We start from the raw sequence: 23,549 nt of genomic DNA, 5'->3' as shown, positions 1-23,549 counted from the left end.
CAAACCTTTGAACGTCATGGGATTCTCTTGAATCCGGCGCTCACTTCGGCGCAATATTCTGAAACGGCCCGTGAATACGGCTCAAGCGGACGGCGAACGTGAAGAACTTGGAAGACGGTACCAGGCAATTGCATGGCCACGTAAAGTGGTTCGATCCCGTCAAGGGGTTCGGTTTCGTCGTGGCCGACGAGGGCGGCCCCGACATTCTGCTGCACGCCAATGTTCTGCGCAATTTCGGCCAAAGCTCGGTCGCCGACCGCGCCGGTATCGTGCTGATGGTCCAGGAAACCGATCGCGGCGTGCAGGCCGTCGAGGTGCTGAAGATCGAGCCGCCAGAGGATGCCGAGGCGACGGGGCTGGCGGATCTGGAAGGCATCGACCCCGAGGTGATCCGCGCCGCCCCGCTGGAACCGGCGCGGGTGAAATGGTTCGACAAGGGCAAGGGGTTCGGTTTCGCGAACACCTTCGGGCGCGACGAGGACGTGTTCGTTCACATAGAAGTGTTGCGCCGCTCGGGCCTTGCGGACTTGCAGCCGGGCGAGGCGCTTGCCATTCGTGTCATAGAAGGTAAACGCGGCCGCATGGCCACGGAGGTGTGTGGATGGGAAATGGCGGTCAAGGAATCCAAAGGCTCCTGACGGGCGCTTTGGCGCTCGTACTGATGGCGGGGGCCGCAATGGGCGCCTGCCGCGAGGACAAGGTCGATCTGCGCGGCGACTGGGGCTCGGCCAGCTTTACCGTGGAACTGGCCGACGACAATGCCGAGCGGGCGCAGGGGCTGATGAACCGCGAGAGCATGGCGCGCTCGGCGGGGATGCTTTTCGCCTATCCGGCGCCGCGCCCGGTGCGGTTCTGGATGCGCAACACGCTCATCCCGCTCGACATGATCTTCCTCGACGACACCGGCACGGTGCAGAAGGTGCATCACGAGGCGCAACCTCTGGACGAGACGCTGATCTATGGCGGCGATGCCATCCAGTACGTGCTGGAGATCAATGGCGGGCTGGCCCGGCAGCTGGGCATCTCCGAAGGCACCGAGCTGCGCCATCCGGCGATCGGGGCCGCGGCCTGGCCCTGCGCCGCCGACTAGGCTCGCGTGCGCCCGTCCCGGGCCTGACCCGGGACCTCTCGGCCCGAGATCCCGGATCACGTCCGGGATGACGTGTCGCGCAGATTTGGCGCGTGTCGCAAAGGGGCTTTCCATTCGCGGCAAACCGCTCTAAACGGGCCAAACGGTCCGGGGCGTGGCGCAGTCTGGTAGCGCACCTGTTTTGGGTACAGGGGGTCGTAGGTTCGAATCCTGCCGCCCCGACCACTTCTTTCCGACAAGACAAGACTGACACGCCGGCACGCGCGCCCGCGGTCGATTCTGTGGATAACACCGCCACGAGTGTTGTCGAGACACGTGCGCGCACTATCTGGGGTCTTTGGCGTGTTCGGAACACCACATGTGGTGGATTCTTGGGCGCTTGCGTGTTGTCCTGCCGAACTCGGTCGTTCAGAACCGGCTAAGCCACACGGATAAAAGCGCTTTTTCGGCCCCCGCTGAGGCGGTCAGCCGCACGGGGCCCGGAAAGGAATCGCCAGCAGGCCAAACCCGGTGCTGTGGATAACCCGACGCTCGGAAATTTTTCGGCAATCAAGGTAAAAAATTCGTTGACCGGTGAGGGCCGGATACGTCAGGTTGTGCAGGCGGATCAGCAAGCCACAAGATATAGTGGCGCGGATCTGGAGAGGGACGAACACCACAGACTTCCACCGGCACGGCCGGGACGGCGAGGTGCGACCGGATGCGGCGCATCGGCGGGGATGGGTTTTGCCTCCTGATCCACTGAGACGCGAGGGTCGCGGCCAAGGGTCGTGCAGGTCATAAAACGCTGGATCATGGGGCAGCCAAAATGAAGATCGAAAGAAAGTTTACCAAGGCAGGTCAGGACGCTTACGCGGAGCTGGACTTCGTCACCACGAGTTCGGAAATCCGCAACCCTGACGGCACCACCGTCTTCAAGCTGGATCAGGTCGAGGTGCCCGCCAAGTGGAGCCAGGTCGCCAGCGACGTGATCGCCCAGAAATACTTTCGCAAGGCCGGTGTGCCCACCGATCTGAAGAAGGTCGAGGAAAAGGACGTGCCCGAGTTCCTGTGGCGCTCGGTTCCCGCCAGCGACGACACGCCGAAAACCGGCGAAACCAGCGCCAAGCAGGTGTTCGACCGGCTGGCCGGCGCCTGGGCTTACTGGGGCTGGAAAGGTGGCTATTTCACCACCGAGGAAGACGCCCGCGCCTATTTCGACGAGATGCGCTACATGCTGGCGCGGCAGATGGCGGCGCCCAACAGCCCGCAATGGTTCAACACCGGCCTGCACTGGGCCTATGGCATCGACGGCCCCGGCCAGGGCCACTACTACGTGGATTTCAAGACGGGCGAACTGACAAAATCGAGCAGCGCCTATGAGCACCCGCAGCCCCATGCGTGTTTCATCCAGTCGGTCAAGGACGACCTTGTCGGCGACGGTGGCATCATGGATCTGTGGGTGCGCGAGGCCCGCCTGTTCAAGTACGGCTCGGGCACCGGCACCAACTTTTCCTCGCTGCGTGCGGCCAACGAGCCGCTGTCGGGCGGCGGCAAGTCCAGCGGCCTGATGGGCTTTCTGAAGATCGGTGACCGCGCGGCGGGCGCGATCAAGTCGGGCGGCACCACGCGCCGGGCGGCCAAGATGGTGATCTGCGACGTCGACCACCCCGACATCGAGGATTTCATCAACTGGAAGGTTATCGAGGAACAGAAGGTGGCGTCGATCGTCGCCGGCTCGAAGATGCACGAGCAGAAGTTGAACGAGATCTTCGGCGCGATCCGCGCCTGGGACGGCAGCACCGAGGATGCGGTGGACCCGTCGAAGAACGAGCAACTGAAGGCGGCCATTCGCGGCGCCAAGAAATCGGCGATCCCGGAAACCTATGTCAAGCGCGTGCTGGACTACGCCAAGCAGGGCTACGAAAGCATCGAGTTTCCGACCTACGACACCGACTGGGACAGTGAAGCCTACGCCAGCGTATCGGGCCAGAACTCTAACAACTCGATCCGTGTCACGGATGCCTTCCTGAAGGCGGTCAAGGACGACGCGATGTGGCAGCTGACCAACCGCACCGACGGCAAGGTGGTCAAGGAAATCCCGGCGCGTGAACTGTGGGAGAAGGTGGGCCATGCCGCATGGGCCTGTGCCGATCCGGGCATCCAGTATCACGACACCGTCAACGCCTGGCACACCTGCCCGGAAGACGGCGCGATCCGCGGCTCGAACCCGTGCTCGGAATACATGTTCCTCGACGACACGGCCTGCAACCTGGCGTCGATGAACCTGCTGCAGTTCTTCGACGGCGCCACGTTCGATGCGGAAGCGTATGTTCACGCCACCCGCCTCTGGACCGTGACGCTGGAAATCTCGGTCACCATGGCGCAGTTCCCCAGCCAGGAAATCGCGCAGCTGAGCTACGAGTTCCGCACGCTGGGCCTGGGGTATGCCAATATCGGCGGGCTCTTGATGAACATGGGCTTCGGCTATGACAGTGACGAGGGCCGCGCGCTCTGCGGTGCGCTGACCGCGATCATGACCGGAGTGGCCTATGCCACCTCGGCCGAGATGGCCAAGGAACTGGGACCGTTCGCCGGCTACAAGCGCAACAAGGCGCACATGCTTCGCGTTATGCGCAACCACCGCAACGCGGCCTATGGCGCGACCGAAGGCTATGAGAAGCTGGCCGTGAAACCGGTGCCGCTGGACCTGGCCAACGTGCCCGACAGCCGCCTGGCCGATCTGGCGATGGCCAGCTGGGACGAGGCGCTGAAGCTGGGCGAAAAGCACGGCTACCGCAACGCGCAGTCGACCGTGATCGCGCCCACCGGCACCATCGGCCTGGTGATGGACTGCGACACCACGGGCATCGAGCCCGACTTTGCGCTGGTGAAGTTCAAGAAGCTGGCCGGTGGCGGCTACTTCAAGATCATCAACCAGTCGGTTCCCGCAGCACTTGAAAAGCTGGGCTATGGCAGCGCAGAGATCGAGGAAATCGTCGCCTACGCCGTAGGCCACGGCACCATCGGCAACGCGCCGGGCGTCAACCACACCACGCTCGCGGGCCACGGCTTTGGCGCCAACGAGCTGGCCAAGATCGACGCGGCGCTTGGCAGCGCCTTCGACATCCGCTTCGTCTTCAACCAGTGGACGCTGGGCGAGGAGTTCTGCCGCAACGTGCTGGGCATCCCGGCCGAAAAGCTGAACGACCCGACCTTCGACCTGCTGGCCTCGCTGGGTTATTCCAGGAAGGACATCGAGGCGGCCAACGACCACGTCTGCGGGACGATGACGCTGGAAGGCGCACCGCACCTGCGCGAAGAACATTACGTGGTCTTCGACTGCGCCAACCCCTGCGGCAAGAAGGGCAAACGCTTCCTGTCGGTGAACTCCCACATCGACATGATGGCGGCGGCGCAGTCGTTTATTTCGGGCGCGATCTCCAAGACGATCAACATGCCCAACGACGCCACCATCGAGGATTGCCAGGAAGCGTATGAGCGCAGCTGGCAGATGGGCGTCAAGGCCAACGCGCTCTACCGCGACGGCTCGAAACTGTCGCAGCCGCTGGCCGCCGCGCTGGTCGAGGATGACGACGAGGCCGCCGAGATCCTCGAAAGCGGCTCGGCGCAGGAAAAGGCCGCCGTGCTGGCCGAGAAGATCGTCGAGAAGGTGATCGTGAAGGAGGTCATCAAGGCCAGCCACCGCGAGAAGATGCCGGAGCGCCGCAAGGGCTATACCCAGAAGGCCGTCGTCGGCGGGCACAAGGTGTACCTGCGCACGGGCGAATATGCCGACGGCTCGTTGGGCGAGATCTTCATCGACATGCACAAGGAAGGGGCCGGGTTCCGGGCGATGATGAACAACTTCGCCATCGCCGTCAGCGTGGGCCTGCAATACGGCGTGCCGCTGGAGGAGTTCGTGGACGCCTTCACCTTCACCAAGTTCGAACCGGCGGGCATGGTGCAGGGCAATGACAGCATCAAGAACGCCACGTCGATCCTGGACTACATCTTCCGCGAACTGGCGGTCAGCTACCTCGACCGCACGGACCTCGCCCATGTCAAACCCGAAGGCGCGTCGTTTGACGACCTTGGCCGCGGCGAAGAGGAAGGCGTGAGCAACATCAAGGAGATGTCGGGCGAAGCGGCCTCGAAGTCCCTCGAAGTGCTCAAGCAGATCAGCTCGACCGGCTACCTGCGCAAGCGTCTGCCCCAGGAACTGGTGGTGCTGAATGGCGGGGCGGCGCTCGCCACGGCGCTGGACAGCGGCGATCCTGAAACCACGCTGCAAACGCTGGTGCCGGAAACCAAGGCATCGGTCGCCGCAACCACCACCACGGCAGTGTCCTCGGGCACGGTGGGCATGACCGCGGCCACCAAGGCCAAGATGCAGGGCTACGAAGGCGAGGCCTGCGGCGAATGCGGCAACTACACGCTGGTGCGCAATGGAACTTGTATGAAATGCAACACCTGCGGCGCGACGAGCGGGTGTAGCTGAGGACTGATCAAATGAGCAAAAACAAAACTCCACACTGTGAATCAGCTATCCAACTAGACGGCATCGGCCGTGCTACAGTTAAGAACGTAAGCATATCAGGCGCGAAAATAGGTTTGGACTTCAAGAACATGAATGAGGCGGATGTCCAGGGTTTCGACTATGTTGGCGACGGACAAGCTTTTGTCGGACAGAACATCGGGAAGGTAAATCTAAGTGATATTCGCGTGGGGTCTAAAGACCTTAAAGATTTGCTACTGAGTGACGCTGAACTCCGTTCTCGTTTTGAAACCGTGGCGGAAGATATGCGGAAAGCTGAAACCGAGCGAGAAGCGTTAGAAGTCCTGAAGCAATCTCAGTTCGGCAAATGGTTGGCAAAGCAAAAGTTTGTCGATTGGGCGCGATTGGTTTTTAGCATCTGGACTGACGGTAGCTGACGAAACACACATCCCCTGGGGGGTGTGCAGGGGCGGTCCCGGTTTGGCGTTAGGCCGGCCGCCCCGACGAGACAGGCCAGAGGCGCGAGACATCGCGCGAGGTCTGAAGACTAGGGTGGGGGCAGACTATCGCTCTGACCCATCCTGATCCGGGGCGGGTGCGCTCGCCCCTGACGCAGCTCAGGCCGCAGGCAGAAACCGGGCGGTACATAAAGAGTGAGCCTGAGCGGCGAAACTTACCCGGGGGGCCTTGTGCCCCCCGTTTTTCTTGTGTCCTCAGGGGCGTAGCTGCCATTCTTCCCACACGAACGGATAGGACCAGACGCAGTGGTGCGTCGCCTCCAGCCGGGCACGGATATCGTCGCGCATCGCCTTCATGTCCGGCTCGAACAGGTGGAACTGCACTTGCAGGCGGTCGATCTTGGTGATGTCGCCCGACTCGATCAGCGCGGGCAGCAGGTCGTATTCGCCGCCCTCGATGTTCACCTTCATCAGCGCGATCCGGTCCACCGGCGTATGGGCGAAGAAATCCGACACAGACATGGTCTTGGCCTCGAAGGCGCGGCCATGATCGGCCACCGAGGACGACGCGTCGCCCGCATCCGAAAGCTCCATCGTGCCGGTCGTCGAGCCGATGGCCAGCTCGTGCACATGCACGTGGTCGCGGCCCACGAATTTCTGCTCCAGCGCCTTGGCAAAGCCTGGGTGCGGCTCGAACAGGTGCATCTGTGCGGCGGGCTGCTGGCCCAGCACGGTGTCGGTCCATTCGCCCTTGTAGGCGCCCACGTCGAACACCACGTCGCCGGGCCCAAGATCCTGGTACTGGACAAGCCGCGCCTGGCCGTTCTGCCGCCGCCACGTGCGGAAGGCATCGTAGAACACGCCCTTCCACGGGTTGCGCCGCCGGTCGAGCCATCGTTTGAATGAAGCCATCGTCACGCTCTTTCGCTTGGGGTTCGGGCGGCGTCATAGCCAAGTTCGCCGCCCAAGGCGAGAGCGGATCGGTCCCGGGCGTCAGGGCGTCGCGCGTTGCACCATGCCGAAAAGGTCGCGCGGGTCGTCCGGGTCGGCCAGAAGGTCGAGATCGAGGAAACAATCCGTGCCCGGGATGTGATCGCGGATATAGCGCAGCGCGCTGAAATCCTCGATGGCGAAGCCGACGCTGTCGAAGAGCGTGATCTGGCGGTCACTGGTGCGCCCCGGCGCGGCCCCGGTCAGGACCTGCCAGAACTCGGTGACCGGGTGGTCGGGCTCCATCTGCTGGATCTCGCCTTCGATCCGGGTCTGTTCGGGATATTCCACGAAAATGTCCGACCGGGTCAGGATTGCGGGCGCAAGCTCGGTCTTGCCGGGGCAGTCGCCGCCGATGGCGTTGATATGCACCCCTTCGCCGATCATGTTGTCGGTCAGGATCGTGGCATATTGCTTGTCCGCCGTGCAGGTGGTGATGATCTGCGCGCCTTCCATGCTTTCCTCGGCGCTGTCGCATTCCACCACGTTCAGGCCAAGGCCCTTGAGGTTGCGCGCGGCCTTGCGCGTTGCGGCCTTGTCGATGTCCCACAGGCGCACGGTTTTGAGGCCAAGAACGGCCTTCATCGCAAGGCTCTGGAATTCCGACTGCGCGCCGTTGCCGATCATCGCCATGGTGTCGGCCCCCTTGGGGGCCAGATGCTTGGCCACCAGCGCCGAGGTCGCCGCCGTGCGCAGCGCGGTCAGCACCGTCATCTCGGTCAGCAGAACCGGATAGCCTGTATCCACATCCGCCAGCAGGCCAAAGGCGGTCACGGTCTGCAAGCCGTCCTTGGTGTTCTTGGGGTGGCCGTTGACGTATTTGAAGCCATAGGCCTCGCCGTCCGAAGTGGGCATCAGCTCGATCACGCCGACGTCGGAATGGCTGGCCACACGGGGCGTCTTGTCGAACAGTTCCCACCGCGCGAAATCGGCGGCGATGTAGTCGGCCAGCCCGGTCAGCATCTTCTCGATGCCGATCCGGTGCACGAGGCGCATCATGTTCTCGACGGACACGAACGGCACGAGCGCCTTGTCGGAGGGGGCGAGGATGGGCATGTCAGGCTCCTTTGAAATCATGCGAAGGCGCGGGTAGGGCGGTCGAAGATGCGGCGGCCAAGCGCCGAGGCGGTCAGTTCCACCATCACCTGCGCCGTGCGGCCGCGCTCGTCGAGGAAGGGGTTGAGTTCGACCAGATCGAGCGAGGTCATGAGGCCGCTGTCGCAGATCATCTCCATCACCAGATGCGCCTCGCGGATGGTGGCGCCGCCCGGCACGGTGGTGCCCACGGCGGGCGCGATGCCGGGGTCGAGGAAATCAACATCGAAAGACACGTGCAGCATCCCGTTTGCCGCCGCGACCGTGTCGAGGAAGGCGGCAAGGGGCCGCGCGATGCCCTGTTCGTCGATGCTGCGCATGTCGTGGCGATGCGCGGGGGTGGATTGCAGGAATTCGCGCTCGTCCGGGTCGACCGACCGCAGGCCGAGGAAACAGATGTTCTCATAGTGCACCGGGTTTTTCACTTCGGGGAACCCGTCGAAACCGTCGCGCCCCGTGGCATAGCCCAATGGCGTGCCGTGCAGGTTGCCGGATTCGGTGCTCTGCGGCGTGTGGAAATCGGTATGCGCATCCAGCCACAGCACGAATTGCGGGCGCTCCACGCGGGCCGCATGATTGGCCACGCCGATCACGCTGCCCAATGACAGCGCATGATCGCCGCCCAGGAATATCGGCAGGCCGCTCTGCATCGCCTTCTCGGCGGAGGCGGCAATGCTCTCGGTCCAGCCGATGGTCTCGGCCGGCTGCACAAGGTGGCCGGGCAGGGAGGCGGGCGCGGTGGCCGGGGCAGGGGTCAGGTTGCCCCAATCCTCGACGCTGTGGCCCAGCGAAGACAAAGATTTCTCGATCCCCGCGACGCGCAGCGCGTCCGAGCCCATCAGGCAGCCGCGGCGCGCCTTGCCGCTGTCCACGGGGGCACCGATCAGAATGCAGTTCGACGGGGTCATGTCAGAGGCTCCTTTCCTGTTGTGCAGAATGTTGTTGCGAAATTGATCGGAATGAAGCAGGTATTTTGACCAGAACGAAACCAAAATCGGCAAAACGGAGGCTTGGGTCTGCGAAATGGATGCGGTGGATCAGAAACTGCTGTCGGCGCTGCGCCATGACGCCCGCGCGTCGCTGTCGGAACTGGCCATGTCCTTGGGCGTGTCGCGCACCACGGTGCGGTCGCGGATCGACCGGCTGAAGGCCTCGGGCAAGATCGTGGGCTTCACCGTGGTGGTCAAGGAGGACACGATCCGCGATCCCGTGCGCGGCCTGATGATGCTGGGGATCGAGGGGCGCGGCACCGAGCGGGTCGAGCGTCGCCTGCGCGGACTGAGCGCCGTGCGCGCCCTGCACAGCACAAATGGCCGCTGGGACCTGATTGTCGAGATCGGGGCCGAAACGCTGGAGGAGCTGGACGCCGTTCTGGCCGAGATCCGCCGGTTCGAGGGCGTGGCCACGTCCGAGACGAGCCTATTGCTGAGCACCAAGAAACAGGCGGGTTAGGCCGTCCGGCGCAGTGCCATCACCCAGAACACCGCTAGCAGAAGCGAGGCCAGCATGTTCCAGCTGGCCATCGACAGGCCCAGCATCTGCCACGCCACCTCGTCACAGCGCACCAGCGGCGCGGACATGATCTGGTCCATCAGTTCGTCCGTGCTCATGCCCGAGGTGCTGCCGGACGAACAGGACGAAGGCCCTTCCCACCAGCCCCGCTCGACGCCCGTGTGATAGCCTCCGATCGCGGCCGTGGTCAGCGCCGCCAGCAGGCCCACGCCGATCAGCAGTCGCGCCAACCCGACGCCCAGCGGCACCAGCAGGATGAGCGCGCCCACGGCAATCGCCACGCCATGCGGCCAGCGTTGCCAGATGCACATCTTGCACGGCGCCAGCCCGCCCAGGTGCTGGAACGCCCAGGCCCCCAACAGCAGGGCCAGCGAACCGCCGGCGGCGAGGATCACAAAGGAAGTACGGGTCACGTCGGCCTCGAACAATTGGGAACGGGGGAATTAGACCGGCTGCGCGGGGCGGCGCAAGGGATCAAATTTCCGTGTCACAGCCCAAGCCATCCCCTGATCAGGCTGACAAGCGTCGCCCCGGCGAAGATCAGCGTGGCGATCCATGCGGTGCCCAGCACGGCGCCCACAAGCACCAGGATGCCGTCGCGCTGCAACAGCCCCATCGCCACCACCACCACGGCAAAGCCCGGCACGGTGTTGGTCGCGGGCAGGGGCACCAGGATCGAGGCGCTGAACAGAACCAGCGCCAGACCGACGATCTGATCCAGCGGCTTGCGTGTCAGCACCGCCAGGCGCGGTTTGCTGACCGCCTCGATCCGGCGCAGCCAGGGGCCCGCGCGGTCCGACAAACGGCGCAGGCTCTCGGTCTCGACTCGGCGCGCGGCCAGGCGGGCGGGCAGCCACGGCACCCGCCGCCCCATGACGATCTGGACCGCGACGAACATCAGCGGCAGGGCGACGATCTGCGGCACGCCGTAAAGGAACGGGATGCAACAGGGCAGGGCAAGGATCAGCAGGAACAGACCGAAGGCGCGTTCGTGCAGCTGCTCCAGGATCCAGCCCAGCGTCACCTGCGCCCCCCCGGCGCGGGCCGCCAGCTGGTCAAGCCGGTCCGATATCGCAACATCTTCCGGCAGTGTGGCGGTCATGCGTGGGTCCTTGGTCAACGGATCGCGAGGGATCTTCCGCATCCGGGTAGCAAATCGCACCGCCCGACACCAGCGCCAGTTCTGCTATTGTCCTCGGGCGGCGAGTTGGGTAGAGGTTGGGTCCGTGCCCAAGTGGCGGAATGGTAGACGCAGGGGATTCAAAATCCCCCGGTAGTGATACCGTGCCGGTTCGAGTCCGGCCTTGGGTACCAAAGAATTCAAGGGCTTGCCTTCTGAGCGATGACGCGCTTGCCTTCCGGCATTGCGTGACTCCCACATCATGCCTTGAAGCGCCGCTTCTGTGCGGTTCGCGGCAATGCTCTCCGGTCCGCCTTATTTGCGGTAGTATGCTACCGCTTCGGCGCTCTGACCTGTTGCAGCTTGGATTTCGGCGTCTGAGCAATTGGCTTCCGCGAGTTCAACGCACGCGCGCTTGCGGAGACCATGGAGTGTGCATGTGCACCTCGCAGATCGCATCCACACGCGGCATCCCCTGGCCGACAAGAACGTCAACCTGCCGCGACTTTTTAACTACTTACTCGGGCCTGTGTCGCTTGTTCGTCATTCTCTGCCTTCCGTTCCTGAACATAACGATGGACCGATTCAGATGGGCAGGCTCACTTCGGACTTGACCAACAAGTCATGGGCTATGGCAGAATTTGGCCATCGAGAATTAAGAACCGAAACCAAGTCGCCAGAGCGCATCAGGGCAAGAGCAGCCACGCCCCAAAGGACTGCCGAAAACCAAGCACCGCAAAAGACTTAAATGATATAAAGAAAAATCTGACTCACGGCCTTCCACAATACGAAAAAATTTGCGTACCGCAAAAAAACTTGGGCGCACCCACACCCGGGCGTTTGAAAGGGGGAGGGACGTACGATCAGGCTCGGAAAACATCCGAACTCAGCAACGCGTCGATCATCGCGCGGGTGGATGTCAGACAGTCCGCAGGTGTCATGCGTGCTGGTTGTAGGTGCAGGTTCTGCCAGAACCCGTCGGTCAGCGTGTCGATCCACTGCGCCACGTGATTGACCTCCTCCTCCTGCGCACCGGTCATCAGTTCACCGCAGACTTGACGTATCGCTGCGACCCTGTCGCGGTCGAACTCTTGGCAGATTTCGGCATATTGTGGCACGAAGGTCTGCTCACCCCAGAACGCGAACCAAAGCGAAAGCGATTCCGGCGAGCAGACCTCGGGCGAGAAATCCGCCTCGATCAGCGCCATCAAACGCTGTCTGGGGTCAGGGCCCGCACGATCAAGCGCCGCGCGCCAGGTATCATTATAAAACTCGTAGTGGGCGCGCAGCGTTTCCACCAGCAAACCGTTCTTGGACTTGAAGTAAAAGACCGCAACGCCTTGCGACAGGCCGGCTTGCGCTGCGACGGTGGCCAGCGTCGTCTTGGCCAGCCCATGCTCGATTATCGAGCGCCGAGTCGCCTCCAGCAACTGGCGCCGGCGCTTGTCGGCGTTTGCCTTGCGCTCCTTGCGAGGCTTGGCAGAGCTTTTGATCGTGTCTTCAGTCAAATACCGTTCCTCCGCAGGGTGCTGCCGTTTTTTCCATACCAGCACCGCATTGTCATTCTAAATTTTTTATTTGAGCGCTCAAAAAAACTTTACGGGAATTCGGGCCTCGGCTAAGACTGATGCGATATCCAGGAGACGGCGCATGACCGCGGACACAGACGACGCGATCCTCGCCGTTGCGGGCCAGAACGGCCTGACCGCGTCCGCGCGACATCGCCCGGGAGCGTTCTGATGACCAAGGAAAGTACGACATGACAACGCTTCCCCGCACCATGACCAACGGCACCTCGCCGGACCTTCTGAACGAATGGGACCGCAACCACCAGATCCACCCCTGGGCGGCCATGGATGCCTGGCAGGAGAGCGACTATCACCCGATCGAAAGCGCCGAGGGCATCTATCTGTGGGATGCCGACGGCAAGCGCTACATCGACGGGCCGGGCGGCATGTGGTGCGTCAATATCGGGTATGGCCGCAAGGACATGGCGGCGGCGATCGCCGAACAGGTGATACGGCTGCCCTATACCTCGCCCTGGACCACGACAACCGATCCCTCGACGATCCTCGCCAAGAAAATCGCCGATCTGGCGCCCGGTGACCTGAACAACGTCTTCTTCACCACCGGCGGTTCGACCGCCGTCGACACCGCGCTGCGCACGATGCATTTCATGAACAATGCCCTTGGGCGGCCCGACAAGAAGATCGTCATCGCCCGGGAAAAGGGCTATCACGGCTCGACCTATCTCGCGTCCACCGTCACCGGCAAGGAACGCGACAAGAGCCGCTTTGACGTGGAAAAGCGCCTCGTGCGGTTTTTGCCCGACGTGAACCCCTATAAACGCCCCGACGGCATGAGCGTCGAGGACTGGTGCGATGCCAAGGTCGCGGACCTCGAAGACATGATTGCCGAGGTCGGCCCCGACAAGATCGGCGCCTTCATCGCCGAGCCGATCCTGTGTTCCGGCGGTGTCATCATCCCGCCCGAGGGCTATCACAAGCGCACGCTGGAGATCTGCCGCAAGCACGACATCCTTTATATCTCGGACGAGGTCGTCACCGCCTTCGGGCGGCTGGGCCACTGGTTTGCGTCCGAGGACGTGTTCGGGATCGTGCCCGACATTATAACCTGCGCAAAGGGGCTGACATCAGGTTACCTGCCGCTCGGGGCCTGCATCATCTCGGACAGCGTGATGGAGCGGATGACCGGGCCGGACGAAAATGTCCTGTTCTCGAACGGTTACACCTATTCGGCGCATCCGGTCTGCTGTGTCGCGGCGCTGAAGAATATCGAGATCATGGAAGAGGAACGCATCCTCGAACATACGCGCGCGATCACCCCGCATTTCCAGTCCCGCCTGCATGCGCTGGAAAAGTTTCCCATCGTCGGTGACCTGCGCGGCATGGGCCTTCTGGGCTGTATCGAGGGCCGGCCCGACACGCCCGGCACGTCGCTGGCGGCCGAGCGCAAGCTGGGCGCGTTGCTGGACGAGGCCTGCGACAAGCGCGGATTGCTGGTGCGACCGCTGATCAACATGGCGGTTTTCTCGCCGCCGCTGATCATCACCGAGGCCCAAGTGGACGAGATGTTCGTCCTGTTGGAGGACGCGTTGGAAGAGGTGACCGCGCAGATGGCCTCGGACTGACGCGTTGCGCGCTGGTCGAGACGCATATTATTTGAGCGCTCAAATAAATCTTGTATCGGTCTCCTTTCCCCCGTAGCCTTTGCAGCCAGAAGCCCGCCGCATCCGTGCCGGACGGGCCGGTACAATAAGAAACAGGGAGAAATGGATGATCATGTCACGACTGAAGATAGCCGCGCTCGCAGGCGCCGCCGCGCTGATGACCACGACAGCCATGGCGCAGGATTCCGAACTGACCGTTTTCGACTGGGCCGGGTACGAGGATCCCGAGTTCTACACCGCCTATACCGAGGAACACGGCGCACCGCCGACCTTTGCGTTTTTCGGCGACGAGGAAGAAGCGTTCCAGAAACTGCGCTCGGGCTTCAAGGCCGACGCCGCGCACCCCTGTTCGCAGTCCGTGCCGAAATGGATGGAGGCCGGCCTGCTGGAGCCGCTGGATACCTCCCGCATCGACCGCTGGGATGACCTCAACGAGGAATTCCGCGAGATCGAAGCCTACAAGAAGGACGGTGAATATTATTTCGTCCCGATGGACTGGGGAAACACGGCGCTGACCTACAACACCGACAAGCTGACCGAAGAGCAGGTCAGTTCGCTGCAGATCTTCGCCGACCCGTCGATGATGGGCAAGGTGTCGATTGGCGACAGCGTGGATGACGCCTATGCGCTCGGTTTCCTGGCCACGGGCGTGCAGGACTGGACCACCGCCACCGACGAGGATTTCCAGAACGCCTCCGACTTCCTGCGAAAGGTGCACCAGAACGTGCTGTCCTACTGGGACAGTTCGTCGTCGTTGGCGCAGCTTATGCAGTCGGGCCAAGTCGAATTGGCCTGGGCCTGGAACGAAACCTCGGCCACCATGAGCGGCGAGGGCCATCCAATCGCGATGAAACGCGACACCGAGGAAGGCGCGTCAAGCTGGGTCTGCGGCTACGTCAAGCTGAAGGATGGTGAAGGGTCCGACGACAAATTCTACGACTTCATCAACGCATGGCTGGAGCCGAAGACGGCCGATTACATCGTCAACGCCTGGGGCTACGGCCACTCCAACGCCGCGCAGATGGCGGAGATGGATCAGGAGATGCTGAAATCGGTCGGGCTGGACAGCAACGAGTCCTTGCGTGAAAACACCCTGTGGCAGGCGCCTCCGGGATCGGAAATGCGCGAGAAGATGATCGCGGAATTCGAGAACATCAAGGCCGGGTTCTGAACCTGAGCCATATGCGAAAAAGACACCGCCGCAGCCTACCGGGTGCGGCGGTTTTCGTTTCTTTGGGGCTCAAGGCGTAAGGGTCAGCCGGGCTTCTGCGCCAGCAGGTGATGCGGGCAATGCTCGCCGGTTTCCAGAACCGTGATCATCGCGCTCCACGTCTCGATGGAGGACGCGATCAGGTCCGCGCCATGCGCCTGTTCCCAGTCGGACCGCTTTGCGCCGGAAAAACTGGCAAGTTCCTCCCGGGCCAGCGCCAGGTACCACGCGTTGCGGTTGGTCAAGGCAATGTTCCGAAACCCCGCGTCCGCCAGCGCCTTTTCGTACCGCGCCGGAGAGGCCATTTCGAAATCGAGATCCTCCATCGCGATATACGCCGCCATCTCGGGCGAGGGCGCGTCGTCATGCGACATCATCCAGTCGGAGGCGGCGAACCAGCCGCCGGGCTTGAGGATGCGAAAGACATCGGCGGCCAGCGCCTCCTTGTCCGGAATGTGGATGATCGAATCCTTGGAAAACACCACGTCGAACGTCGCGTCGTCAAAGGGCAGGGGGCCGGGTTCTACCAGCTCTATCGCGATCCGGTCGCTCAGCCCCGCCGACTCGACCCGCCGTCGCGCCGCCGCGCAAACGGGCGCTTCGACGTCGATGCCGGTGACATGCGCGGCACCGTGGTCGCGAACAAGGGAGATGGTGATGGCACCGGACCCGCTGCCGATATCCAGCATCCTGGCGCCCGCGACCGGCGCATGCTCGACCACGCGCGCCACTTCTTCCGGGCCGCCGGGGGACAGATATCCCTCGCCCCACAACGACTCGAGCAGCGCGATGTGTCGGTCATCATAGTTCAGGTCGGTCATGTCAGGGCCTCGTGTTGTCTCAAGGTGGTTTGGTAGGCGTCGATGAAGCGGGCGACGTAACACTCCATCGGGACCAGCGGGCCGGGCATGTAATGCCGTGACGCGACGCCACGCGCGTTGTCCTCGACGATGCGCTTGTCGGCTTTCGTGGTCACGTCCCACAGCCATGTCAGGCGACCCAACTCATAGTCCCGCCCTTCCTGCGCATCGGCATGGACCAGCCAGATGATCTCTTGCGCGCAGGTGTCCGTGTCGACAGGCAGAAACCGATACAGCACCGCGTGATCGCAATACAGCAGCATTGGATTGAGTAAGCCCACGTAGACATCAGACGCGCCGCCGTCATGGCCCGTGATCTGCCCCAGCAAGGGCGCCAGCGGCGCGCCGTCCTCGCTTCCGGTCAGGAACCCGTCGTAGAGGGCATAGCGGTTATAGGCATAATCCGCCCCGGGCGCAGGCGCGTGCTTTCCGACCCGGTCGATGAAATCGGTGGGAACGTTGCAGGCGGCCGACCGGGCCGCCATCGCCTCGTTCAACGGTGTGACGCGCTCGTCCGACATGTGGGTGGCATGGCTGCGCGAGAATTCCGGATGCGCCGGAGTGCAATGGTAACACTCGTTGTAATTCTCCAGGAGCAGCTTCCAGTTGGCGGCAACCGGATAGATCTCGCGGTGCGCGACCTTGGTGTTTGCCAGGTCGAATGGTGCCAGGCAGGGCGTCAGGTGCGTTCGCATCGGTGCGAAATCCGGTGGATCGTCGGCCAGCGAGACGTAGATCAGACCTTCAAGGATCTCGACTGCGACAGGAAAAAGTCCCAGCGCGCTCCTGTCGTGATGCTCTTCCAGCATCCGCGCGCTGAACAGGCTGCCGTCCAGGTTGAACACCCACGCGTGATAGGGGCAGGTCAGCCGTCGCACGTTCCCCCGCGCCTCGATGCACAGGCGAGAGCCTCGGTGCCGGCAGACATTGGCAAAGGCCCGGACGTCGCCGTCGTGGTCGCGGCAGACGATCACGCTGTCCTTGAGGATATCGAACACGAGGTAGTCGCCGGGGTCCGGTATCTCCGAGACATGCCCCGCCAGCATCCACTCTCGCCCAAATATCGCGCGGCGGTCCGCCTCGAACACGGCAGGCGAGGTATAGAACGCCTGCGCCATCGCGTGGCCGTCCTGCTGGGCGTCGATCAGGTCGGTGACATGCATCGGATCAATCCCCGAAGACGACAATCGATTCCGCGCCCCAGCCAACCGTGACCGGGCTGCCGGGCGGCACCACCGACCGGCCCGCCGTGTTGCGCATCGAGATGCTCAGCGGCGCGTCCCGGCCGGGCAGGCGCACCTTGTAATAGGTCATGTCACCGTAATACTCGGTGTCGACCACCTCGCCCTCGACCTTGTTCTGCGACCAGTCGCTCTGGTCGAAGAGCACCGTCAGCATCTCGGGCCGCACGCCGACAGTGCCGATGCTTTCGGGGGTAATATCTTCGCCCAGCCTGTCGCGCGGCAGGTCGATCTTGCCCAGGGCGTCCATGTCCAGCGTCAGGTGCGTGTCGGTCTGTTCCGTCACCTTGGCGGACAGGAAATTCATTACCCCGATAAAGGACGCGACCCGCTTGTTGACCGGGCGCCGGTACAGGCCCTCGGGCGTATCAAGCTGTTCGATCTGCCCCTCGAACATCACCGCGATCCGGTCGGACATGATCAGCGCCTCCTCCTGGTCGTGGGTGACCAGGATGAAGGTGATCCCGATCGAGCGCTGAAGGCTGCGCAGCTCCACCTGCATCTGGTCGCGCAGCTTCTTGTCCAGCGCCGACAGCGGCTCGTCCAGCAGGATCACCTTGGGTTTCATCACCAGCGCGCGCGCCAACGCCACGCGTTGACGCTGACCACCCGACAGCTCATGCGCCTTGCGCTTGCCATAGCCCTCCATGTCCACGAGCGACAAAACTTCGGCCACCTCGCGGGCGATGTCCTTTTTCGGCATCTTCCGGGTCTTCAGGCCATAGCCCACGTTTTCCTCCACGTTCAGGTGGGGGAAAATCGCGTAACTTTGAAAGACCATGTTGGTAGGGCGGTCGTTGGCCGGGATGTCCGCCATGTTCTTGCCGTCGATGGCGATGGTGCCGCTGGTCGTGGGCTCGAACCCCGCAATCGTGCGCAACAGGGTCGTCTTGCCGCACCCCGACGGACCCAGCAGGGAAAAGAACTCGCCCTCGCGGATATCTGCCGTGATGCCGTGCAGCGCCGTGAAGCTGCCGAATTTCTTGACCACATCGCGGATCGCGATCATCGGCGTCTTGTCGTCTTGCATGTCACTCTTTCCGCTCATGGTTCAAACCCCGGCCAGCGTGGTCTCGACGCCCTGCCGGCTGGCACTGCGCCGGCGCAGTGCCTCGGCGGCGATCAGCAGCAGGACCGAGACGGCCAGCAGGATCGTCCCCAGCGCCATGACCGACGGCAGCTTGGCCGGAAAGCGCAGCTGGCTCCAGATATAAACCGGCAGGGTCACGTCCGTCCCGGTCAGGAAGAAGGCGATGATGAACTCGTCGAGGCTGATGGTGAAGGTGATCAGCAGGCTCGATATCACGCCGGGCAGCACCAACGGCAGCGTCACGCGCCGGAACGTGCCCCAGCGCGACTCGCCCAGGTCGAACGAGGCTTCCTCCAGCTCGCGGTCCAGCCCGCGGAAGGCCGAGCTTAGGATGGCGATGGAAAAGGGCGTGCAGATCAGCACATGCCCCGCCACAACCGTCCACAGCGACAGCGGCATCCCCAGTTGGTTCAGCATCACCAAGAGCGCCACCGCCACGATGATCTCGGGCAGCACCAGCGGCAGCATGATCAGCCCGACGATCCCGGTCTTGCCGGGGAACGTGAACCGGGCCGAGGCGCGGGCCGCAAAGGCGCCCAGAAGCGTGCTCAGCACCGCCGTGGTCAGCCCCACGATCATCGAATTGCCCAGCGCGGTGTGCAGCGTGTCGGTGTGCCATAGCCCCACGAACCATTCGGTGGTGAAGCCTGAAAGCGGGAAGGCGATGATGGTCGATGTGTTGAAGGCAAAGAGCGGCAGCAGGATGACCGGCGCATAGAGGAAGATCATGTAGACCACGGCATAGATCGTCAGCCACTTGACCGAGAGCCATTTCATCGCACGCGTCCTCCGAGTTTTTTGCCGGCAAAGAAAATTCCGGCGCTGATCAGCCCGATCACCACCATCGCCGAGACGGCCAGAGCGGCCCCCAGCGGCGCATTGTTGGCCTTGCCGAACTGGATCTGGATCATGTTCGAGATCATCAGCCCGTCGGTGCCGCCCACCAGCCGCGGCGTGATGAAATCGCCTACTGTCGGGATCAGCACGATCAGCGTGGATGCGACGATGCCCGGCATCGCCAGCGGCAGCGTGATACGGAAAAAACGCCGCATTGGGCTGTCGCCAAGGTCGGTCGCCGCCTCCAGCAGGGACCGGTCGATCTTTTCCAGCGCCACGAAAATGGGCAGGATCGCGAAAGGCGCCCAGGCGTGGGCCAACGTGATGACAACGGCGTTCAGGTTGTAAAGGATAAAGGTCAGCGGTTCCTCGATGAACCCCAAGCCCATCAGCGTCGTGTTGAAGACGCCGTTATAGCCCAGGATCACCTTCCACAGGAACACCCGCAGCAGATAGCTTGTCCAGAACGGCACCGTGATCAGGAACAGCCACAGCGCCTTGCGCTTTTTGACGTGAAACGACAGGTAATAGGCGATCGGGAAGGCCAGCAGCACCGTCACCACCGTCACGATCAACGAAATCTTCAACGACCTCCACATCAGCACCTGATACAGCGGCTGGGTCCACGCCTCGCGGTAATTGTCCAGCGTCAGCGTCGTGTCGATCGTCAGGTAATCCTGCGTCCAGAAGCTGAAGGTGATCACCATCAACAGCGGCGCGGCCAGCATCACCAGCACATAGCCGAATGTCGGGCTGATCAGCTTGAGGCCCTGTCCCGCCTCCCGGTCAAAGCGCCATGCCATCAGGATGCGCCTCCGCCGGAGGCGGGCTTGGTACTCATTCGGCCGCGACCTTTCGGGCCAGCAGTTCTGCGTTGCGCGCGGCCACCGTGCCTTTCGGCGGCTCGTCCTCGTTCAGCACCGGGAACAGCTCGCGCAGGCAGTCGTGATAGCTGCGCACGGTGTTTTCCAGGTCCGAGAGGATCACGCCGTCATAGCCGCTGGAAAACGCCGCTTCCCAGGACCAGCGCACCAGTTCCTCGTCCTCTTCCGAGGTCAGCCTGTCGATCCGGCTGCTGAGATAGCGCGACAGCCGCATCCGGCGGTCTTCGGTGCCCAGCCTGTACGTCGTTCCGCGCTGCATGGTCTTGCCATACTCCACCGGGAATTCCTGGTAGAATTTGACACAATCGGGGTAAATGCCAAGCACGCAATTCGGGAAGATGCCGATATAAAGCCAGGCTTTGGCATGGCTCTCGTCCAGCTTGGGTGGCGCTTGCAGAATGGACGTATAGGCCCGCACGCTCCACAGGCGGTGATTGGCCTCGCGGAACTCGGAATAGGAGCGCGAGGCGCCATCCTCGAAATCTTCGTCGTAATAGTTGGACCCGAACAAGTCCTGTAGGCCCGGATGCGCCATGGGCACGTGATAGCCCTCGTTGTCCACATCGCGGATGCACTTCCAGTTCACCTCGGCCACGTCGGCATAAAAACCTTCGCCCGAAGGCATGAGACCTTCAAGGTCGTACTGGTCAATCTCGGCATCGAACCGCGACAGCACCTCGGACATCGCGGGCTGCGGGCCGGGCCGGAACCGCACGAAGACGAACCCCCTCCACAGGTCCAGCTCGATCGCCTTCAGCCCAAAGGCGACGGGGTCCAGCTCGGGCAGGGTGTCGGGCTGCGCCGCCCCGCGCAGCGTGCCGTCAAGGTTGTAGACCCAGCCGTGAAAGGGGCAGATGATCGCATTCTTGCAATTGCCCTGTTCCCCGGCCACCACGCGCGACCCGCGATGCCGGCACAGGTTGTGAAAGGCCCGCAATTCGCCGTCCTTGCCCCGGATCACCAGCGCGCGTTCGCCCACGCAGTCCAGCGTGACGAAATCGCCGACCTCCGGCAGATCGTTGGCATGGCAGACAAGCTGCCAGTGCGAGCGGAACAGCAGGTCCTTTTCCATCTCCAGCATCTCGGTGTTGAAGTAACTCCAGGCGGGCAGTCCCTTGCGGTCGTGGTCGTTGGGCAGGTCTATGGCCTGTGTGGCTGGGGGCGTCATGGCAAACTCCGGGTTGAGTGGCTTGCCGGCACTCTAGCAATTTTTATTGAGCGCTCAAATAAATTATTTCGATTTAAAACCCGGAACGGTTTGGTGCGGATTGTGCCGCCGCTGAGACGCCAACCTTCACGGTTTCAGAATGTAATCTGTATGGCGGCAGTCATTAAACCTTTTGAAGTAGGCGCGGTTCCTTGCACTAAGTGTCGGCTGATATCACCGAACAAGTCATGGCAAGTCGAGAAACGATTTTGCGTGCTGTCACTTACACGACGTAGCGACCGTGCTCAGGATACCTGTATTTCTGTTTCGAAAAAGATATGACCACCGCCAATAGGGTGCAGAGTTCAGAGCCGATATGTGTGCTTCAAGGTATGACATGCAGTCGTCTCGACCGGGCGACATCACAATCGCTGGTCTGAACATTCATTTTTTAGCACCAAGACTCTTTACCAAACCGTGTCCCAACCGCCCGTCGCGATTGTGAAGGTGCTCCTCGGGATTTATGGACTTCAATATTTATCGGCAACGCCGCAGTTTTTGTGGGAGTCAATTTTGCTAATAGGTTGTCGCCATTTAATTTCATGAAATTTCAAAATCCCCCGGTAGTGATACCGTGCCGGTTCGAGTCCGGCCTTGGGTACAACGACTTCGGCAAAACACGTGCCTTTGGCGCGCGGTCCGGCCCCAACCGACGCGCGTCGCCGGGCTTTGGGCGCGGCAGCGGCGGTCGGCAATGCGTCTCGGAGGTCGGGTCTCCGTCACTCTCATGAGTCGGGCAACAGGGCGTGTCTCTGCGCTGCCCAGGCCTCCGTCGGGCTCTCCAATCGGGAAATTTTGCAGTCATCCGCTGGGCGATTGGACAAGTCGGATTTTCAATTATTCAACTCACCCGCAGTTTTTCATTGTCAGACTTGAACATCCTTCGCTGAATCGCATACGGTGCCAAACAACGGAAGATTTGCAAGGTGGGAAATTTTGCAGTCCATGGGAGACGCCTTCGGCCTTGCGTTCGACCTTGTTCTATCGGGCGATGCGGATCTGATCGAGATCGTGCTGCTGTCGCTGCGGGTCAGCCTGACGGCCACCGCGCTGGCCTGCCTGATCGGGCTGCCGATCGGGGCGCTGGTGGCCACGGGTCGGTTTGCCGGCCGCAATGCCGTGCTGATCGTGATGAACGCGCTGATGGGTCTGCCGCCCGTGGTCGTGGGCCTGCTGGTCTACCTGCATCTGTCGCGCTCGGGCCCCCTGGGGTTTCTGGGCCTGCTATACACGCCCACCGCGATGATCATCGCGCAGACCATCCTGATCGCGCCCATCGTGGCCGCCCTGTCGCGGCAGGTGCTGGAAGACCTGCATTCCGAGTATGCCGAGCAGTTCCGCTCGTTCTGCCTGACGAAGCTGCAGACCGTGCAGGCGCTTTTGTGGGACGCGCGCTATTCGCTGCTGACCGTGGGGCTGGCCGGGTTCGGCCGTGCGGTGGCCGAGGTGGGCGCTGTCATCATCGTCGGCGGCAATATCGACCACCTGACGCGGGTCATGACCACCGCCATCGCGCTGGAGACGTCCAAGGGCGACCTGGCGCTGGCACTCGCACTTGGCCTCATCCTTCTGGTCATCGCGCTTGGCGTCAACGCCGCCGTCCAATCGGTGCGCATGACAGCGGCGCGGCAAGCCTATGTCTGATGCGGCGCTTCCCTTGAGCCGGGACATGGCGCCGTCCGCACGGCCCGCGGCCCTCCTGCCGCTGGCGGTGCGCGATCTTGGCTTGCGCTTTGGCACGTCGACCGTACTGGACGGCGTCAGTTTCGATCTCGGCCCCTCGGGCTGCACCATGGTCATGGGCCCCAATGGCGCAGGCAAGAGCCTGCTGCTGAAACTGCTGCACGGGCTGATCGCGCCGAGCTCGGGCCGTATCGACTGGCGCGGGCAAGGGCCGCGCGAGGTCACGGCCCGGCAGGCGCTGGTGTTCCAGAAGCCGGTGCTGCTGCGCCGCTCGGTGGCCGCGAATGTCGACTTCGTGCTGAAAGCGCGCGGCAAGGACCGCGCGCGGACCGCGGCCCTTCTCGATCACGTTGGCCTGGCCCACAAGGCCCGCCAGCCCGCACGCCTCTTGTCGGGGGGCGAGGCGCAGCGCCTGGCGCTGGCGCGCGCGCTGGCCGTTGATCCCGAGGTGCTGTTCCTGGACGAGCCCACGGCCAGCCTCGACCCGGCGTCGGTTCTGGCCATCGAGCAGATCGTCCGCGAGGCCAGCCAGCGGGGCGTGCGCATCGTCTTCGTGACCCACGACATGGGGCAGGCGCGGCGCATGGCCGACGACATCCTGTTCC

The 23,549-nt window shown here is 62.8% G+C and carries 21 protein-coding genes and 2 tRNA genes; 11 read left to right on the top strand and 12 right to left on the bottom strand.

Annotated elements, in window-relative coordinates; genetic code table 11:
• Positions 1-98: 98 nt before the first annotated feature.
• The 5 genes from XM53_RS12610 (at position 99) to XM53_RS12590 (ending at position 6,004) form a co-directional block, all read left to right on the top strand.
• Positions 99-638, top strand: coding sequence for a cold-shock protein (locus XM53_RS12610; RefSeq protein ID WP_082630996.1), 540 nt, complete (start codon positions 99-101; stop codon positions 636-638).
• Complete coding sequence (locus tag XM53_RS12605) at positions 602-1,090, top strand: DUF192 domain-containing protein (RefSeq protein ID WP_082630994.1); 489 nt, start codon at positions 602-604, stop codon at positions 1,088-1,090. Before XM53_RS12610 ends, XM53_RS12605 begins: the two co-directional genes overlap by 37 nt.
• A 148-nt stretch (positions 1,091-1,238) precedes the next feature.
• Positions 1,239-1,315, top strand: a tRNA-Pro gene (locus tag XM53_RS12600).
• 583 nt (positions 1,316-1,898) lie between these two features.
• Positions 1,899-5,570, top strand: coding sequence for a vitamin B12-dependent ribonucleotide reductase (locus tag XM53_RS12595; RefSeq protein ID WP_057793843.1), 3,672 nt, complete (start codon positions 1,899-1,901; stop codon positions 5,568-5,570).
• Between the two features lie 11 nt (positions 5,571-5,581).
• On the top strand, positions 5,582-6,004 hold the full coding sequence (locus XM53_RS12590; RefSeq protein ID WP_057793841.1) for a hypothetical protein: 423 nt from the start codon (positions 5,582-5,584) through the stop codon (positions 6,002-6,004).
• A gap of 276 nt (positions 6,005-6,280) precedes the next feature.
• On the opposite strand, the gene XM53_RS12585 is transcribed toward XM53_RS12590, so the two are convergent.
• The 3 genes from XM53_RS12585 to rocF all read right to left on the bottom strand — a co-directional run bounded on the left by XM53_RS12585 (position 6,281) and on the right by rocF (position 9,018).
• A complete protein-coding gene (locus tag XM53_RS12585; protein WP_057793839.1) occupies positions 6,281-6,937 on the bottom strand; it encodes an FkbM family methyltransferase in 657 nt (218 codons plus the stop codon).
• A gap of 81 nt (positions 6,938-7,018) precedes the next feature.
• Positions 7,019-8,071: an ornithine cyclodeaminase gene (locus XM53_RS12580; protein ID WP_057793837.1), complete on the bottom strand. Its 1,053-nt coding sequence runs from the start codon at positions 8,069-8,071 to the stop codon at positions 7,019-7,021.
• 17 nt (positions 8,072-8,088) lie between these two features.
• Positions 8,089-9,018 carry an arginase gene (gene rocF, locus XM53_RS12575; protein ID WP_057793835.1) on the bottom strand — a complete coding sequence of 310 codons (930 nt, stop codon included), beginning with the start codon at positions 9,016-9,018 and terminating at the stop codon, positions 8,089-8,091.
• 115 nt (positions 9,019-9,133) lie between these two features.
• On the opposite strand from rocF, the gene XM53_RS12570 reads away from it, so the two are divergent.
• Complete coding sequence (locus XM53_RS12570) at positions 9,134-9,562, top strand: Lrp/AsnC family transcriptional regulator (RefSeq protein ID WP_057793833.1); 429 nt, start codon at positions 9,134-9,136, stop codon at positions 9,560-9,562.
• Here XM53_RS12570 and XM53_RS12565 read toward each other — a convergent pair.
• Both XM53_RS12565 and XM53_RS12560 read right to left on the bottom strand, forming a co-directional pair.
• A complete protein-coding gene (locus XM53_RS12565) occupies positions 9,559-10,035 on the bottom strand; it encodes a disulfide bond formation protein B (RefSeq protein WP_057794063.1) in 477 nt (158 codons plus the stop codon). The genes XM53_RS12570 and XM53_RS12565 overlap by 4 nt on opposite strands.
• Positions 10,036-10,109: 74 nt before the next feature.
• On the bottom strand, positions 10,110-10,724 hold the full coding sequence (locus XM53_RS12560) for an exopolysaccharide biosynthesis protein (protein WP_057793831.1): 615 nt from the start codon (positions 10,722-10,724) through the stop codon (positions 10,110-10,112).
• 126 nt (positions 10,725-10,850) lie between these two features.
• Here XM53_RS12560 and XM53_RS12555 point away from each other — a divergent pair.
• A tRNA-Leu gene (locus XM53_RS12555) sits at positions 10,851-10,936 on the top strand.
• A gap of 669 nt (positions 10,937-11,605) precedes the next feature.
• On the opposite strand, the gene XM53_RS12550 is transcribed toward XM53_RS12555, so the two are convergent.
• On the bottom strand, positions 11,606-12,250 hold the full coding sequence (locus XM53_RS12550; protein WP_160321390.1) for a TetR family transcriptional regulator C-terminal domain-containing protein: 645 nt from the start codon (positions 12,248-12,250) through the stop codon (positions 11,606-11,608).
• Between the two features lie 251 nt (positions 12,251-12,501).
• On the opposite strand from XM53_RS12550, the gene XM53_RS12545 reads away from it, so the two are divergent.
• Positions 12,502-13,893, top strand: coding sequence for an aminotransferase (locus XM53_RS12545; protein WP_082630992.1), 1,392 nt, complete (start codon positions 12,502-12,504; stop codon positions 13,891-13,893).
• A 151-nt stretch (positions 13,894-14,044) separates the two neighbouring features.
• Complete coding sequence (locus XM53_RS12540; protein ID WP_236544489.1) at positions 14,045-15,103, top strand: extracellular solute-binding protein; 1,059 nt, start codon at positions 14,045-14,047, stop codon at positions 15,101-15,103.
• An 83-nt stretch (positions 15,104-15,186) separates the two neighbouring features.
• Here the strand turns inward: XM53_RS12540 and XM53_RS12535 are convergent, their stop codons facing one another.
• Genes XM53_RS12535 through XM53_RS12510 form a run of 6 tightly spaced genes read right to left on the bottom strand, consistent with a single transcriptional unit; the run spans position 15,187 to position 21,222 of the window.
• Entirely contained in the window at positions 15,187-15,963 is a 777-nt protein-coding gene (locus XM53_RS12535; protein WP_057793826.1) for a methyltransferase domain-containing protein, read from the bottom strand.
• Entirely contained in the window at positions 15,960-17,165 is a 1,206-nt protein-coding gene (locus XM53_RS12530; RefSeq protein ID WP_057793824.1) for an aromatic ring-hydroxylating oxygenase subunit alpha, read from the bottom strand. Before XM53_RS12530 ends, XM53_RS12535 begins: the two co-directional genes overlap by 4 nt.
• Positions 17,166-17,169: 4 nt before the next feature.
• Positions 17,170-18,273, bottom strand: a complete 1,104-nt coding sequence (locus XM53_RS12525) for an ABC transporter ATP-binding protein (RefSeq protein ID WP_236544488.1) — start codon at positions 18,271-18,273, stop codon at positions 17,170-17,172.
• A 21-nt stretch (positions 18,274-18,294) separates the two neighbouring features.
• The gene (locus XM53_RS12520) at positions 18,295-19,110 is read right to left on the bottom strand and encodes an ABC transporter permease (RefSeq protein ID WP_057793820.1); all 816 of its coding nucleotides are present in this window, start codon (positions 19,108-19,110) and stop codon (positions 18,295-18,297) included.
• The gene (locus XM53_RS12515) at positions 19,107-19,973 is read right to left on the bottom strand and encodes an ABC transporter permease (protein WP_057793818.1); all 867 of its coding nucleotides are present in this window, start codon (positions 19,971-19,973) and stop codon (positions 19,107-19,109) included. The genes XM53_RS12520 and XM53_RS12515 overlap by 4 nt, the downstream gene beginning before the upstream one ends.
• A 34-nt stretch (positions 19,974-20,007) precedes the next feature.
• Complete coding sequence (locus XM53_RS12510) at positions 20,008-21,222, bottom strand: aromatic ring-hydroxylating oxygenase subunit alpha (protein WP_057793816.1); 1,215 nt, start codon at positions 21,220-21,222, stop codon at positions 20,008-20,010.
• Between the two features lie 975 nt (positions 21,223-22,197).
• Here XM53_RS12510 and XM53_RS12505 point away from each other — a divergent pair.
• Complete coding sequence (locus tag XM53_RS12505) at positions 22,198-22,905, top strand: ABC transporter permease (RefSeq protein ID WP_408006065.1); 708 nt, start codon at positions 22,198-22,200, stop codon at positions 22,903-22,905.
• A 25-nt stretch (positions 22,906-22,930) separates the two neighbouring features.
• A partial coding sequence (locus XM53_RS12500) for an ATP-binding cassette domain-containing protein (RefSeq protein WP_236544487.1) occupies positions 22,931-23,549 on the top strand: 619 nt, incomplete at its 3' end.

Source organism: Roseovarius atlanticus (assembly GCF_001441615.1).
GTDB lineage: Bacteria > Pseudomonadota > Alphaproteobacteria > Rhodobacterales > Rhodobacteraceae > Roseovarius > Roseovarius atlanticus.
Note: the sequence above shows the minus strand (reverse complement) of the source record. Positions and strands in the feature narration are given on the sequence as shown.